The 15,113-nt window shown below is 37.5% G+C and carries 10 protein-coding genes and 7 tRNA genes; 14 read left to right on the top strand and 3 right to left on the bottom strand.

Annotated elements, in window-relative coordinates:
* On the bottom strand, positions 1-1,001 hold a 1,001-nt coding region (locus ACJMMI_RS01370), incomplete at its 3' end, for an alpha-amylase family glycosyl hydrolase (RefSeq protein ID WP_405352799.1).
* A gap of 603 nt (positions 1,002-1,604) precedes the next feature.
* Here ACJMMI_RS01370 and ACJMMI_RS01365 point away from each other — a divergent pair.
* From ACJMMI_RS01365 to ACJMMI_RS01355, 3 genes are read left to right on the top strand one after another with little or no spacing between them, the layout of a single operon-like run.
* Positions 1,605-5,264 carry a starch-binding protein gene (locus ACJMMI_RS01365; protein ID WP_405352797.1) on the top strand — a complete coding sequence of 1,220 codons (3,660 nt, stop codon included), beginning with the start codon at positions 1,605-1,607 and terminating at the stop codon, positions 5,262-5,264.
* A 27-nt stretch (positions 5,265-5,291) separates the two neighbouring features.
* Complete coding sequence (locus ACJMMI_RS01360; protein ID WP_405352795.1) at positions 5,292-6,683, top strand: hypothetical protein; 1,392 nt, start codon at positions 5,292-5,294, stop codon at positions 6,681-6,683.
* A 58-nt stretch (positions 6,684-6,741) separates the two neighbouring features.
* Positions 6,742-7,458: a hypothetical protein gene (locus ACJMMI_RS01355; RefSeq protein WP_405352793.1), complete on the top strand. Its 717-nt coding sequence runs from the start codon at positions 6,742-6,744 to the stop codon at positions 7,456-7,458.
* 113 nt (positions 7,459-7,571) lie between these two features.
* Here ACJMMI_RS01355 and sigG read toward each other — a convergent pair whose 3' ends face one another.
* Complete coding sequence (gene sigG / locus ACJMMI_RS01350; protein ID WP_405352791.1) at positions 7,572-8,357, bottom strand: RNA polymerase sporulation sigma factor SigG; 786 nt, start codon at positions 8,355-8,357, stop codon at positions 7,572-7,574.
* 577 nt (positions 8,358-8,934) lie between these two features.
* The gene (gene rny / locus ACJMMI_RS01345; protein ID WP_405352789.1) at positions 8,935-10,488 is read right to left on the bottom strand and encodes a ribonuclease Y; all 1,554 of its coding nucleotides are present in this window, start codon (positions 10,486-10,488) and stop codon (positions 8,935-8,937) included.
* A gap of 545 nt (positions 10,489-11,033) precedes the next feature.
* On the opposite strand from rny, the gene gap reads away from it, so the two are divergent.
* The 11 genes from gap to ACJMMI_RS01290 all read left to right on the top strand — a co-directional run bounded on the left by gap (position 11,034) and on the right by ACJMMI_RS01290 (position 15,007).
* Positions 11,034-12,071 carry a type I glyceraldehyde-3-phosphate dehydrogenase gene (gene gap, locus ACJMMI_RS01340; protein WP_405352787.1) on the top strand — a complete coding sequence of 346 codons (1,038 nt, stop codon included), beginning with the start codon at positions 11,034-11,036 and terminating at the stop codon, positions 12,069-12,071.
* A 176-nt stretch (positions 12,072-12,247) separates the two neighbouring features.
* Positions 12,248-12,550 (top strand): YerC/YecD family TrpR-related protein, encoded by a 303-nt coding sequence (locus ACJMMI_RS01335; RefSeq protein WP_022233850.1) that lies wholly within the window; start codon positions 12,248-12,250, stop codon positions 12,548-12,550.
* Positions 12,547-13,305 (top strand): class I SAM-dependent DNA methyltransferase, encoded by a 759-nt coding sequence (locus ACJMMI_RS01330; protein WP_405352784.1) that lies wholly within the window; start codon positions 12,547-12,549, stop codon positions 13,303-13,305. The genes ACJMMI_RS01335 and ACJMMI_RS01330 overlap by 4 nt, the downstream gene beginning before the upstream one ends.
* A 12-nt stretch (positions 13,306-13,317) precedes the next feature.
* Positions 13,318-14,238 carry an Hsp33 family molecular chaperone HslO gene (hslO, locus tag ACJMMI_RS01325; protein WP_405352782.1) on the top strand — a complete coding sequence of 307 codons (921 nt, stop codon included), beginning with the start codon at positions 13,318-13,320 and terminating at the stop codon, positions 14,236-14,238.
* Between the two features lie 132 nt (positions 14,239-14,370).
* Positions 14,371-14,446 (top strand) — tRNA-Val (locus ACJMMI_RS01320).
* A 3-nt stretch (positions 14,447-14,449) separates the two neighbouring features.
* Positions 14,450-14,526 (top strand) — tRNA-Asp (locus tag ACJMMI_RS01315).
* 6 nt (positions 14,527-14,532) lie between these two features.
* A tRNA-Phe gene (locus tag ACJMMI_RS01310) sits at positions 14,533-14,608 on the top strand.
* 6 nt (positions 14,609-14,614) lie between these two features.
* Positions 14,615-14,690, top strand: a tRNA-Gly gene (locus tag ACJMMI_RS01305).
* Between the two features lie 81 nt (positions 14,691-14,771).
* Positions 14,772-14,847 (top strand) — tRNA-Val (locus ACJMMI_RS01300).
* A gap of 5 nt (positions 14,848-14,852) precedes the next feature.
* Positions 14,853-14,929, top strand: a tRNA-Asp gene (locus ACJMMI_RS01295).
* Between the two features lie 2 nt (positions 14,930-14,931).
* Positions 14,932-15,007 (top strand) — tRNA-Thr (locus tag ACJMMI_RS01290).
* The last annotated feature ends 106 nt before the right edge of the window (positions 15,008-15,113 follow it).

The raw sequence follows: 15,113 nt of genomic DNA, 5'->3' as shown, positions 1-15,113 counted from the left end.
TTACCACCAAAGCGGTTTGGCACCCATTCGCCGTCTTTTTTGCCGTAGTCAAGGTAAAGCATAGATGAAACCGCACCTATTCGCATACCGTCAACATGATATTTGTCAAACCAGAACATAACAGCGGAAATCAAAAAGCTGATTACCTCATATCGCTGAAAATTAAACAAGCAAGTACCCCAGCTGTCACGCTGACCTTTTTTAGGATTGTTGTCCTCATAAAGGCAGGTGCCATCAAATTTGTAAAGTCCGTAATCGTCCTTAGGAAAGTTTGACGGTACAATTTCCATTATAACGCCAATGCCCTCCATATGGCAGCGGTCAATAAGAGCCATAAGGTCGCAAGGTGTGCCGTAACGAGAGGTTGCGGCAAAGTAACCTGTAGTTTGATAACCCCAGCTTGGGTCATACGGATATTCCATAAGCGGCATAAGCTGAACATGGGTGTAGTTCATTTCCTTTAAATAAGGAATAAGCTCATCTGCCATTTTCTGATAGTTAAAGTAATTTCCGTCAGGATATTTTTTCCATGAGCCTGCGTGAATTTCATAAATGTTCATCGGCTTATCCTGAGAAGAAGTGTTTGCACGGTTTTCCATCCAGTAGCTGTCGTGCCAAACATATTGGTTGGTATTGAACACCATTGATGAATTATCCGGTCTGGTTTGACAATGAAAAGCAAACGGATCTGATTTAAGAACCTTTGTATGGTCAACGGTTTCAATGCAGAACTTGTACACAGCAAATTCACTGAGATTGTCAATAAACAGTTCCCATACACCGCCACCGATTTTATACATATAATTAGCTTGTTGATTCCAGTTGTTAAAATCACCGACAATAGAAACAGTAACAGCGTTTGGTGCCCAAACTCTGAAAATTACACCGTTTCTGCCGTCCAAATTTATAAAATGAGCACCGAGAAAGTCGTAAGCACGAACAGCGTCACCGTCAGAAAACAGTCGCAGAGGAGAACGCTCATCATTAAAGACATACTTCATATATTCAACTCCTTATTATGCCTGCCACATTACCCAAACGGCAGGCAACCGCATAAAAATGCGGATTTCCGTGTTATTCACAGTTAAATTAAAAAACTTCAATGTAAAAGAATACCTAATAAACCTACTTCTATATTCCTATAATATATAATACCAAATAAATATGTTGTTTTCAAGCAAATTTGAAAATTTTTACACAATATTTTCGTGTAAATTTTATAAATAACCTTTTAAAATTCCTCAAAGGAACATAATTTTACATAAAAATAGCTTTTTTATAACTAAATCAAGTGAATTTAGTTAATTTGTAAAATCAATGTTTAATTTTCGCTTTATTTAAAAATATAACCTGTTGCACATAATGATGAAAATGTGCATAGCTTTTAAAAAATAAATATATAAAAATTGATATTTACAAATGTGACAATTTGTAGTATATTATGCAAGAATTAACCAAAAATAGACAACAATAAACAATTTTGTTTACGGTTAATTGAATAAATATAAGTGAGGTGATACAAAATTGTTTTAGCACGTTTGCACACAAAAATAAAAACTGATTAGGAGAGTATTAATGAGAAGTAAAAAATTATTTCGTTAGTTTTGGTACTAACAACAATTATTTCAATTTTTGTATTGCCTGTTAGTGCGGTAGAAAAGATTGAAAATCAAATTATGGTGTATTATTACAATGAAAATAATTGGAAATCACCATATATTTATTATTATTGTGATAATTATACACCTGATACTTGGCCGGGCAAGGAAATGACATCTTTTGGAGATGGTTGGTATGGTTATACAATAAATAACTTAAAAACGGCAAAGGTTATTTTTAGTGATAATGGTTTAAATCAGAATCCCGGACAAAATCAAGAGGGATATTTAGTAGAGGGAGAGCAGTGGTATAAAAAAGGAACTTGGTATCAAACTTGTCCTGAACCCCAAACCACAAAAGTGCATTATTACAATGAAAATGGCTGGGATAGTCCATATATTTATTATTACTCTGATAATGAAAAGCCGGTTACATGGCCCGGTACTGCAATGAAGAGCGATGGTGGTAATTGGTATTCGTTTAGTGTGACTGATATTGATAATTTAAAAGTAATATTCAGCAACAAGGGTGCAAATCAAAATCCTTCACAAAATCAAGAGGGCTACTCTGTTTCGGGTGAAAAATGGTATTTAAACGGAAATTGGTATGACAGTGAGCCGAACGGAATAACTGTACATTTCAATAATTATAATGATTGGGATAATGTAAATATTTACTATTACAACGGAAATAAAACAGGTACAAGCTGGACAGGCAATCCGATGATCCCTGATGGCGACGGCTGGTACACATACAAAATTTATGGCTTTGATGAAGCGAGGGTTTTGTTTAATAACGGAAAAGGTATTCAGGTTCCCGGGCAAAATCAAGAAGGTTTTGTTGTAAGCGGAGAAATGTGGTACAGAAACGGGGAGTGGACTACCGAACGCCCTGATGATATAACAGTTTATTTTTACAAACCTGACAATTGGTCCGTTCCCAATATTTATTATTACAAAGATATTAATGATACAGGAAAAGCCTGGCCGGGAAATGCAATGTCATTTGTGAGTGATAATTGGTATTCATATACCATAACAAAATATTCATCGGCAAAGGTATTGTTTAACAGCGGTTCAAATCAAATTCCGCCTCAAAATCAGCCAGGTTTTGATGTAAAAGGCATAGTTTGGTATAAAGACGGTGTTATGAGTAATGCTGAAACCGATGCAGATAATGACGGACTTCCCGACTATATGGAACTGATACTTGGTACGAATTTGAATAATAAAGATACAGACTCGGATGGATTGCCGGACGGTTATGAGGTGTTGACCTTAGGTACTGACCCATTGAAAGCAGATACTGACGGAAACGGTGTAAAAGATTCTGATGAGGATGCAGACGGTGACAAGCTGACAAACCTTGAAGAATACAAGCTTGGAACTTTTCCGATTAATCCCGATACTGACGGCGATGGACTTAACGATTATGAAGAAGTTTATACATATCACACAGACCCGTTAAATTCCGATACCGACGGAGATACACTGTCTGACGGTGATGATGTTGCATTAGGTTTCAGTCCATTGCTTAAGGATACTGATTCAAACGGCATTTTAGATTGTGATGAAAAAGTCAAGCAGGAAATAACACAGGACATAAAAAACGAAGAAGCGCCCCAGATTTCGGAAGTACAGGTAAGTTTTGAGGGAACAGGAAATATTAGTAACACTACAACTATCGAAAATATTTACGGCAAAGATATACTTTCAAGTGAAGTGGTGGGATTAATAGGAGCGCCCGTTGAGATTACCACAACATCAGAGTTTGAAAATGCGACAATTACTTTTAAGTACGACAAGTCACGGTTAGGAGATACCAAAGAAGAAGATCTTGCTGTAATGTGGTACGATGAAGAAAACGGAGTATATCAGATTCTTGACAATGAAACCGTACTTGATAAAGAAAAGCAAACAGTAAGTTATAAGACCACACATTTTTCAAAATATATGGTAGTTGATAAAAATATATGGTATAATACCTGGAGAACAAACATTGACTACCGAGAGGGAACAACAACAAAATTATATTATGATTTTGCTTTTGTGGTTGATACTTCAGGAAGTATGAGCGGACAAAGCATTAATTACGCAAAACAATCTATGAACAATTTTGTGGATTGTTTGGCAGACAGTGATAATGCTTGCCTTGTAAGTTTTGCATCAAATGCTTATTTAAATGCGCATTTAGGAGCAACAAAAGAATATTTGCATACAGCTATAAACTCTTTAAATGCCTCTGGAGGAACATATGTAAGCAAAGGCTTGAATATGGCACTAAATCAGCTAAATTTTTCAACCTCCGGCAATCAAAAGGCAATAGTGCTGATATGTGACGGCGATGTTGATTCTGTTCAGTCATATGTTAATATAGCAAAAGCAAATAATATAAAAATATTTGCGATTAATGTTTTTTCGGCGGATAATGATAAACTCCAAAATATGGCGGATGAAACCGGCGGAGAGTATTATTATGCCTATACGGCAGAAGAACTTTTAACGGCATTTTCTCATATTTCATCCGAAAGTCTGTTTAATTTTGACCTTACCGATACGGACGGCGACGGTTTGCCCGATACTTTTGAAAAGAACGGTATGAGGCTTGCAAACGGCAAAATAGTTTATACTGAACCGAACAAACCCGATACGGACGGTGACGGACTTACAGACGGCGAAGAAATGGGAATTTTGAGAAGATGTATAACTACAAACTTTCCCACAATAAATATTCCTTTTAAGCCTATCAATAATGATAAGTATTATATAGGTAATGGTTGTTATTCATCTTCAACAGTTTATTTTAATAATTATAGTGATCCTACTCTTCAAGATACTGACGGTGATGGCTATAATGATTGTAAAGGAGAAAATGATTTAAAGTATAAGTATTCGGGTATAATTAGTAAAGGTGAATTTGGAGCGATAAAGTATAAAGGTGATATTTATAATATTGTAATTCCAGATCATTTAACAACATATATAACTTCACCTAATGTAGAGTGGTCAATTGTCCAGGAAGATTATATTAATAATTTAAAATTTGATGTTTCTGGTTTTATATCAGGAGCAGAACTAGGGGATACAGGTGAAAGTGAAAACATACATGATGGATACACTTTATTTAATAATAGTAAAGTGAATTTAAAACTTGGTATTCCTGGAGCACTTTGTGGATTACTTAGTTCGTTACCGGATTATGTGGATAGTTACGATATAAAATTTTCTTTTCAAAAAAGTAAAAATGGATATAAAAGAGTAATTATATCAACATATTCGACAAAATCAACGAATTTTTATAAAATATACGCAGGTAGTATTCCTTATAGTGCACTTGACAATCAGTTAAATTCGTTAGGTAAAGCTATTACTTCAACAAAAATAGCACAGTACTTAGCAGAGTTAAATGGTAAACCTTATAGAGGCTTCGATTATGATATGAAAATATATGTTGATGAACATCATATGGAAAATGATGCAGCCACTAATTTATTTATAAACTCAAATGGAGATTTTATGGAAACTCCGGTTATATACAGTAAAGATAAGGTCGTGCTTGGAAAATATGAGTTTTCGAGTTTTGAAATATTAGCAAATCTCAAATTAGGAGGAATATATAAAATAAACGAAGAATATGAGAAAGAAATAAAAGAATTTGTACTATAATATAATGATGTAAAAATGGAGGTAAAAATGAAAAATTACTATTCAAGAATCAGCGGCTGTATACTGTTAGTTGCATTGGAAATATTGATGTTTCTATGGACTCCGTATTATAAGGGATTTATTTGTACAACATATATTGTAGAGCATATAAATGCCGGAGATATAATTTTTAGATTAGTTTATTATGCAATTTATTTTTTATCTGTATATACAATGTTTTCGTATTACTGTTTTGGAAAGTTTTGCTCGTTTTTTATGCGTAGTCCCGTAGGATTAATATTAAGTTTTGCAAGTGTAAGACTTATGGCAGATGTGGCAAACTATATTATTTATTACTTTTTTAATGATTATGTTTTTACTTTTGCGGCTTGCATTATCGAGGTAGTTTTTCTGTTTTTTACATTGTGGCTTATATCGGACTTTATTTCAGACGGTAAATTTAGATTTTGCCCGATTAAAGGGACAATACCGTTTTTTATAGCAACTTTTGTGATTGTAGCTTTGCTTGCAATATATTGTATGTTTCAGTATAACGGTTTTGCTTATATAGTTGAAAAATATACAGTCGTTGCAAATGTGAGGGTTGCATACACTGAAAATATCGGCTTTATACTTGAGGTTTCAAGGCTGATTTTTATTTGCGCATTGAATATTATTTGCTTTTTGTATTTTTATTTTTCAGTTGAAAAATGCGGACTTATAAAAAGTAAAAGCAATGTCGGTTTTGCTAAAATAATAACCCGTTTATGGGCGGTTTTGTTTTTAACGGGAATATTGTATGTTGTAAAATACATAGCTTATCCGATAGATTTGTATGAGATTATTCCGAGCAAATTAACTTCAAGTTCAGATACAACCTATGCAAGTGTAAACGGAACGGTAAAGGATTTCAGAACGGATACGTGTGTAACTCCGTTAAGCAGATTTTCTTCTTATGAACACGATGAAAAGCGTGTGCTGAATTTAGGTTCTGTTACTGTAAAAAACGGAAAAGACCGTATAAAGACATTTACATACTTTATGCCGTTTGACGAGGACTCGAATTATTATTGTGAGCTTGTTTCCGTTGAAACGGAATATACGGAGTCAACGGACTATTTGGAGTGTAATGTGCAAAGGCTCGAAAATTTTGGCTTGTTTTTCTTTGACGGTGACCAAAGATATGCGATTAAGACCGAGAATATAAAGAGCCAAAGCGAAAACAAGGTGCTTACAGCAATGCTCGAAACTTTAATTTCTGACGGCGAATGGAATTACTTTGAGTACGGCTGTGATTATCTTGAAAAATACGATTCGGATTTTATAAAGCCGTATATAGAAAGATATGCAAATGGCAATTTTACGGAAGATGAGATTAATGAAAATCGTGAAATCAATACTGAATATATGACGAATTTTGCCAAAGAAAAATTGTCTTAATTCGCTGTGTTCGGGTTAATTACAACGAAAATAAAATATAAGAATGAGGGAGAATAATATGAACAGTAAATTGAAAAAATGCTTACCTTTTATAATTGTGGTTGCACTCGAATTAATATCGCTGATTTTTTATAATGAGGAACATAGCTTTTTGCAGATGAAGTGCATAGGAATACTTGCTATGGGAGGATTCAAATTTGCAATACCAATGCTAATATTTAATGCGGCTTTTGTGTTTGTGTATCTGCTGGCATATAATTATGTGGTGATATTGGTTACCGATACACAATTTATGGCGAAAAAGGTGTTTAAAAATATCGGTATTTTGTTTGCCATAAGAACAGGTTTTGATATTTTATATTATTTGATTAACGCATCAGTGACAAATTTAAGTGAAACCTACATTGATTTTTCGTATTTAATAAATTCATCGTTTGCGGTTGTTATTTTTGTGGTAATACTAAAAAATTGTGCAAACATATCATTAAAGGAGATTAAAACCAATGTCAAGGCGAGAAAAAATGCAATATTTTTTGCTGTAATATTTCTGATTACAAATATTATCTTCTTTGTGTATTCTATTATTATGATAGGCCTTGCTTTGGAGAATTATGAAATTTTTGATAATATGATGTCAGAAAATATATTTATGTATAATTTTATATCTTATTCGTTCTATGTTATCAGTGCGGTTTCATTGACATTACTCGGTGTTTTGTTTATTAACTTTGTAAAAAAAGTTAGTAATAAAGAAAATGTAAACGCTATGGTTTAGCTTGGAATAATTAAAATTCAGGTCACTTTTTTGTGATTTGCGTGTTAAAAAGAGAATAATTAAGTAATACTCCGCCACTTTACAACGATGGCGGAGTATCTTTGTTGAACGGCTTAAAAAATATTTTTCTTGATTCTGTCTAATGCTCCTTTTTCAATTCGGCTGACTTGTGCCTGCGAAATGCCTATTTCGCTTGCAACCTCCATTTGAGTTTTGCCTCGGAAAAACCGCATTGTCAATATTCTTTTTTCACGGTCGGAAAGGTTTGCGATTGCTTCTTTTACCGCAATTTCTTCAAGCCAGGTTGTATCGTCGCTTTTGTCACCGATCTGGTCCATAACATAAATAGTGTCACTGCCGTCCGAAAAAACAGGCTCATAAAGCGAAACCGGCTCAATTATCGCTTCAAGTGCAAGCACAACATCGTGCTTTGGTACACCCATTATTTTTGCGATTTCTTCAACTGTAGGCTCTCGATTTTCTTTGTTGGTGAGCTGTTCTTTGATTTGCATTGCCTTGTAGGCGGTGTCACGCATTGAACGGGAAACTCGTATTGCGTTATTATCTCTGAGGTATCTTCGCACTTCGCCGATAATCATTGGTACACCGTATGTGCTGAACCGTACATCAAGAGATGGGTCGAAATTATCTATTGCTTTAATAAGTCCGATTACTCCCACCTGAAATAGGTCGTCAGGGTTTTCGCCACGATTTGTAAAACGCTGAATTACCGACAGTACAAGTCGCAGATTGCCGTTAATCATTGCGTCCCTTGCCTTTTTGCGTTCCTCTTCGGTGCCGTTTTTTATTGTGTTTAGCAAGGCTCGCTTTTCTTTTTCACTCAGGACTTTAAGCTTAGATGTGTTTACTCCGCAAATTTCAACTTTACCATACTGCAAAAAATTACCCCCAAGCAAATTCTTTACAGTAAGTATTGCCAAAATAGGGGAGATTAATTCAGCTTTGAGTAAAATTTAGTTAAAGGGTGAGCTTAACAATAATAAAATTTAGGTCGAGCCTTTTTAAAGGCTCGTGGGTTTGGGCAAAGCCCAAGAAAAGTTGTTTTTATTTAATTTTATAAGGCACAAACGGCTTGCCGTTTGTGTGCTAAAGCAAGGTTTGACAAAACAGGCGGTAGCCTTTTAATAAGAAATAATTAATTTTTCATTATATAATGAATGTTTTTTCTTGTTGCTATCGCAAGTAAAAGGCTCACGCTGTTGTGTTTAAACCGCCAAACAGCAGGCTGTTTGGCTATCAGAGCCTTGCGTTAGTTTAAAGTATTGTGGGCTTTGCCCACACCCACAACCTTTGAAAAAGGTTGACCAAATTTTTATGTCCAAGTAGAAAGCATATGCAAATTTCAAACCTTTTAACTCCCGACCGTTACTAAACCATAATTTACCCCAACTATTGAAAAAGAACCTTTACAACAAACAAAAAGAGATACCTCCGAAAAGGTATCTCTTAATTTGATTATTTTGCGTAATTGACTGCTCGGCTTTCTCTGATGATATTAACCTTGATCTGTCCCGGATATTCAAGCTCTTCTTCAATCTTCTTGCAGATTTCTCTTGCAAGCGGAAGCATACGCTCATCACCAACAACCTCAGGTTTAACCATAATACGAACCTCACGGCCTGCCTGAATAGCATAGGAGCTTTCAACACCCTCAAATGAAGATGCAACCTCCTCAAGCTTTTCAAGACGCTTGATGTAGTTTTCTACATTTTCTCTTCTTGCACCCGGTCTTGCGGCTGAAAGTGCATCGGCAGCCTGTACAAGACAAGCTACAACTGTCTTTGCCTCAACATCACCGTGGTGTGCCTGAATAGCATGAATAACTGCGTCGTGCTCTTTGTATTTTCTTGCAAGATCTACACCAATCTGTACATGAGTACCCTCAACCTCGTGGTCGATTGACTTACCTATATCGTGTAAAAGACCTGCACGCTTTGCAATGGTCGGATCCATACCAAGCTCGCTTGCCATCATACCTGCAAGGTATGAAACCTCAAGTGAGTGGTTAAGAACATTTTGACCGTAGCTAGTACGATAACGAAGTCTGCCCAAAAGCTTAACAAGCTCAGGGTGAATGTTGTGTACACCTGCCTCAAGCACAGCTTTTTCGCCGTCACGCTTGATTGCAGCGTCAACATCTCGTCTTGCCTTTTCAACCATTTCCTCAATTCTTGCAGGATGAATTCTGCCGTCGGAAATAAGCTTTTCAAGGGCAATTCTTGCAACTTCTCGTCTTACAGGCTCAAAGCTTGAAAGGGTAATTGCCTCAGGTGTATCATCAATAATAAGGTCAACACCTGTGAGTGTTTCAATAGCTCTGATGTTTCTGCCCTCACGACCGATAATTCTGCCCTTCATTTCATCATTTGGAAGAGGAACTACTGAGATTGTAGCCTCTGCAACCTGCTCTGCGGCAAGTCGCTGAATAGCAAGAGAAATAATGTTTCTTGCTTTTTCGTCTGCCTCATCTTTAAGCTGCTCGGTGTATTCCATAATCTTTACGGATTTTTCGTGAGCAAGCTCGTCCTCAAGCTGTGAAAGCAAGTAGCTCTTAGCCTGATCTGCTGTGTAGCCGGAAATTTTCTCAAGCATTTCAAACTGACTTTTCTTGAGAGTTTCAATTTCCTCAAGCTTTGCGTCAGCGTCCTTGATTTTACGAGAAAGCTTTTCGTCCTTAAGCTCAATGTTGTCAAGCTTTTTGTCGAGGGTTTCTTCCTTTTGCTGAATGCGTCTTTCCTGGCGTTGAACTTCCTTGCGGCGATCGGCAATTTCTTTTTCGCTCTCAGTTCTGAAACGGTGAACCTCGTCTTTTCCCTCAAGCACAGCCTCTTTCTTTTTAGCTTCGGCTGTTTTCATAGCTTCAGAAACGATTTTTCTTGCCTCTTCTTCAGCACTTCCGATTTCCTTTTCGGCAACATTCTTACGGTAGCTTATGCCGCCGAATATGCCTGCACCCGCACCGAGAAGCAACGCAACAACAATACATATTATTGCAATAGGTAACGACATTCTGACACCTCCTTGTTTGATTTTTAAGTTAGTTAATAAGTTTAAGTTCAATCAAACAGCCTTGTCGGTGCCGTTAGTAAAGATATTCAATTTTCATTTTTATAAAAATAATTTAATTTAATATTTTTTATATATTGTTTGTATGTGCAACAATGTATATTATAACAATTAACAAGTTATAAAAACTAATAAAAAATATCTATAAATAACGGCTCATAACGAGTCTGATTAATAAAAAAATAGGTAAATATACTTTATGCCTATTTAACCGCATTAAGCGATATTATAATTATTTTATCCTAAAATAGTGCAAATGTCAAGAATAATAATGGCTATTTTGCAAATAAATAATTGAAAAGTGCTACTTTCACAGGGCAATTTGACAATAGTCTTCGTCAAATTGCAATAAAAGGCGGTAAAATATTAGCTAAAATTCGCTTTTATGTAAAATTCGTAAGAAATTTGTTAAAATTTTATCAAACACTTGAATAACGGCAAAAAATGTAATATAATTAAATTACCTTATAAATTAGGAGGAATTTAAAATGTCAGTAAAAGTTGCAATTAACGGTTTCGGCCGTATCGGTCGTCTTGCATTCAGACAGATGTTTGGTGCAGAGGGCTATGAGGTAGTTGCTATCAACGACCTTACAAAACCATCAATGCTCGCAGATCTTCTCAAGTACGATACAGCACAGGGCGGTTACTGCGGTAAAATCGGTGAGAACCTTCACACAGTAGAGGCTGATGACGAGAACAACACAATCACAGTTGACGGCAAGACTCTTACAATCTATGCTAAGGCTAACGCTGCTGAGCTCCCATGGGGCGAGATCGGTGTAGATGTAGTTCTTGAGTGCACAGGTTTCTACACATCAAAGGCAAAGAGCCAGGCTCACATTGATGCCGGTGCTAAGAAGGTTGTTATTTCTGCTCCTGCAGGCAACGATCTTAAGACAATCGTTTACAGCGTAAACGAGGGTACACTTACAGCTGATGATACAATCATTTCTGCTGCTTCATGTACAACAAACTGCCTCGCTCCTATGGCTAACACACTTAACAAGTATGCTGAGATCCAGAGCGGTATTATGTCAACAATCCACGCTTACACAGGCGATCAGATGATCCTCGACGGTCCTCACAGAAAGGGTGACCTCAGAAGAGCAAGAGCTGGTGCTGCTAACATCGTTCCTAACTCAACAGGTGCTGCTAAGGCTATCGGTCTTGTTATTCCTGAGCTTAACGGTAAGCTTATCGGTTCTGCACAGCGTGTTCCTGTTCCAACAGGTTCAACAACAATTCTTACAGCTGTTGTTAAGGGTACAGACGTTACAGTTGAAGGCATCAACGCTGCTATGAAGGCTGCTGCTTCTGAGTCATTCGGTTACAACGAAGATCCAATCGTTTCTTCAGACGTAATCGGTATGAGATTTGGTTCACTCTTCGATGCTACACAGACAATGGTATCAAAGATTGCTGACGATCTCTATGAGGTACAGGTTGTTTCTTGGTATGATAACGAGAACTCATACACAAGCCAGATGGTAAGAACAATTAAGTACTTTGCTGAATTAGGCTAATTTTAACCTATAATTTATCAGGTATAAACTTTAAGCTGTCTCTTTTGAGGCAGCTTTTTGTTTTTTGTTTGGTTTTTATAAAAATTTTTCTGTTAATGTTTACTTTTTTACTTTTGTATGTTAAAATTTTAGTGTATAAAAATATTTGCAAGGCATTGCAAAGGAGAACTAAAATTATGAATTCAAAATTAAAAAATAGCGATACAGATTTTCTTTTTAAGGCAATCCTTTCTCTTGAAAATGAGGAGGAGTGCTATCGTTTCTTTGAAGATTTATGCACAAGCCCTGAGTTAAAGGCAATGTCGCAAAGACTTGTAGTTGCAAAAATGCTCACAGAAAAAAAGGTGTATTCCGAAATCGTAAAGGAAACCGGTGCGTCAACCGCAACAATCAGCCGAGTTAAGCGTGCTTTATTTGATAACGATACCTACGGCTACACACTTGTGCTTGACAAAATTGCTAAAGAGGAAAATAAATGAGTTACAATGCTTTTGCTGACTACTATGATGTGCTGATGCAGAATGTCGGCTATGCTCAGCGTTGCGATTACATTTGCGAGCTTATGAAAAGGCATAACCACGATTTTGGCATTACTCTTGACCTTGCCTGCGGTACAGGCAGCCTTACAATGGAACTTGCACAAAAGGGCGTAGATATTTACGGAATTGACGCAAGTGCGGAAATGCTCAGCGAGGCAATGCAGAAATCGAGCGAAAAAGGGCTTAATATCCTCTATTTAAGACAGAAAATGCAGAATTTAAACCTGTATGGCACGATTGATACCTGTATTTGCACACTTGACAGCATAAATCATATTACAGATGAAAAGGCAGTCCAAAAGGCTTTTGAGCGTGTGGCTTTCTTTATGAATAAAGACGGTATTTTTATGTTTGATGTAAATACTGTTTATAAGCACGAAAAAGTGCTTGCAAATAACACCTTTGTGTATGAAGCCGATAAGGTCTTTTGCGTGTGGCAGAATACCCTGCAAGAAAATTGTGTAACCGACATTGACCTCGACTTTTTTGAGGAGGAAAACGGTGTTTATTACCGCACAAGCGAAAGCTTTTCCGAGCGTGGCTATTCAAAAGAAAAAATTATCGAAATGCTTACAAATGCAGGCTTTGAGCTTGAGGCTGTATACGGCGATATGACCTTTGACGAGCCGAAAGAGGACGAGCAAAGGCTTATGTTTGTGGCAAGAATGAAAAATCCAATCAATAAGGAATGTTAATGGGAGAATAATATGGATAAGATTATTAGATGTATAACCTCAGACGGTGCTGTAATGGCATCTGCCATTGATGCGTCTGATATTGTTTTTAAGGCACAGAAAATTCACGGACTTTCAAGAAGTGCGACTGCCGCACTTGGCAGACTTTTGTGTGCAACCTCAATGATGGGTGCAATGCTCAAGCAGAAAGACGCTTCCATCAATTTAAGAGTTGCAGGTGACGGCGAGCTTGGTCCTGTTATTGCTGTTGCAGACAGTCAGGGCAATGTGCGTGGTTATGTTGGCAATGCAAATTGCCCTACAGAGTACTATAATAACGGTAAAATCAATGTTTCAAAGGCAGTGGGCAAAAACGGTGTGCTTAATGTTATGCGTGATTACGGCTCGGGTGACCCGTATATCGGTCAGGTTGAGCTTGTAAGCGGTGAGATTGCCGAGGATATTACAAACTACTTTGCAACAAGTGAGCAGATTCCTACAGTATGTGCACTTGGTGTTCTTCTTAATAAAGAGGACGGCGAGGTTATGCTTGCCGGCGGATTGCTCATTCAGCTTTTGCCGGGTGCATTTGAAGATACTATTGAAAAGCTTGAGAAAAACCTTGAAACCCTTGAGCCAGTTACAACTATGCTTGCAAAGGGAATGAGTATTCTTGATATTTGCAAAACTGCCCTTGCAGGCTTTGAGGTAGAGGTTCTTGACGAGTACCCTGTAAAATATGTTTGCACCTGCTCAAGAGAAAAGCTTGAAAGACTTTTTTGCACAATGAGCGATGAAGAGGTGCGTGGAATGGCAGATGAAAACGGCAGAGCCGTGGCAAGCTGTCATTTCTGCAACAAGAAGTACATCTTCACAAAGGACGACCTTGAGAAGATTATCAGGGAGAAAAACTCAAAGGACAGTAAAAAAGAGAATAATAACTCAAAAAAATAAGTTGCTGAGTAATGGTTGCTTTGCTTTTGAAAAGTTTTTTGAAAAAATTCAAAAAAAGTGTTGACATTTGGGCGGATATGGTGTATTATATTACCTGTCGCTGAGATACAAGAGCAAAGCGACAAAGGCAATGGGAGCATAGCTCAGCTGGGAGAGCATCTGCCTTACAAGCAGAGGGTCACAGGTTCGAGCCCTGTTGTTCCCACCATTTGGCCCGGTAGTTCAGTTGGTTAGAACGCTAGCCTGTCACGCTAGAGGTCGACGGTTCGAACCCGTTCCGGGTCGCCAAATTTTGCCTCTGTAGCTCAGTCGGTAGAGCAGGGGACTGAAAATCCCCGTGTCGATGGTTCGATTCCGTCCGGAGGCACCAAAAAATGCGGATGTAGCTCATCTGGTAGAGCGCCACCTTGCCAAGGTGGAGGTAGCGGGTTCGAGCCCCGTCATCCGCTCCAGTAAACACTTAATCGGTGTTGACAACTTAATAAGCATTTTTGAGTCTTTACAGACCGAAACAAAGGCAACAATTACCAAATGGGAGCATAGCTCAGCTGGGAGAGCATCCGCCTTACAAGCAGAGGGTCACAGGTTCGAGCCCTGTAGTTCCCACCATGAATGGCCCGGTAGTTCAGTTGGTTAGAACGCTAGCCTGTCACGCTAGAGGTCGACGGTTCGAGCCCGTTCTGGGTCGCCAATGCTGCTATAGCTCAGTAGGTAGAGCGCATCCTTGGTAAGGATGAGGTCAGCAGTTCAAATCTGCTTAGCAGCTCCATGTTAACGCCTGATTTCAATCGAAATCAGGCGCTTGTTCTTATCTTTTTTTATTTTTAACATCTGACAACAGCTTCGGAATGTGTGTTTCCGGGGCTGTTTCTTTT

The organism is Ruminococcus sp., from assembly GCF_045129435.1.
GTDB lineage: Bacteria > Bacillota > Clostridia > Oscillospirales > Acutalibacteraceae > Ruminococcoides.
Note: the sequence above shows the minus strand (reverse complement) of the source record. Positions and strands in the feature narration are given on the sequence as shown.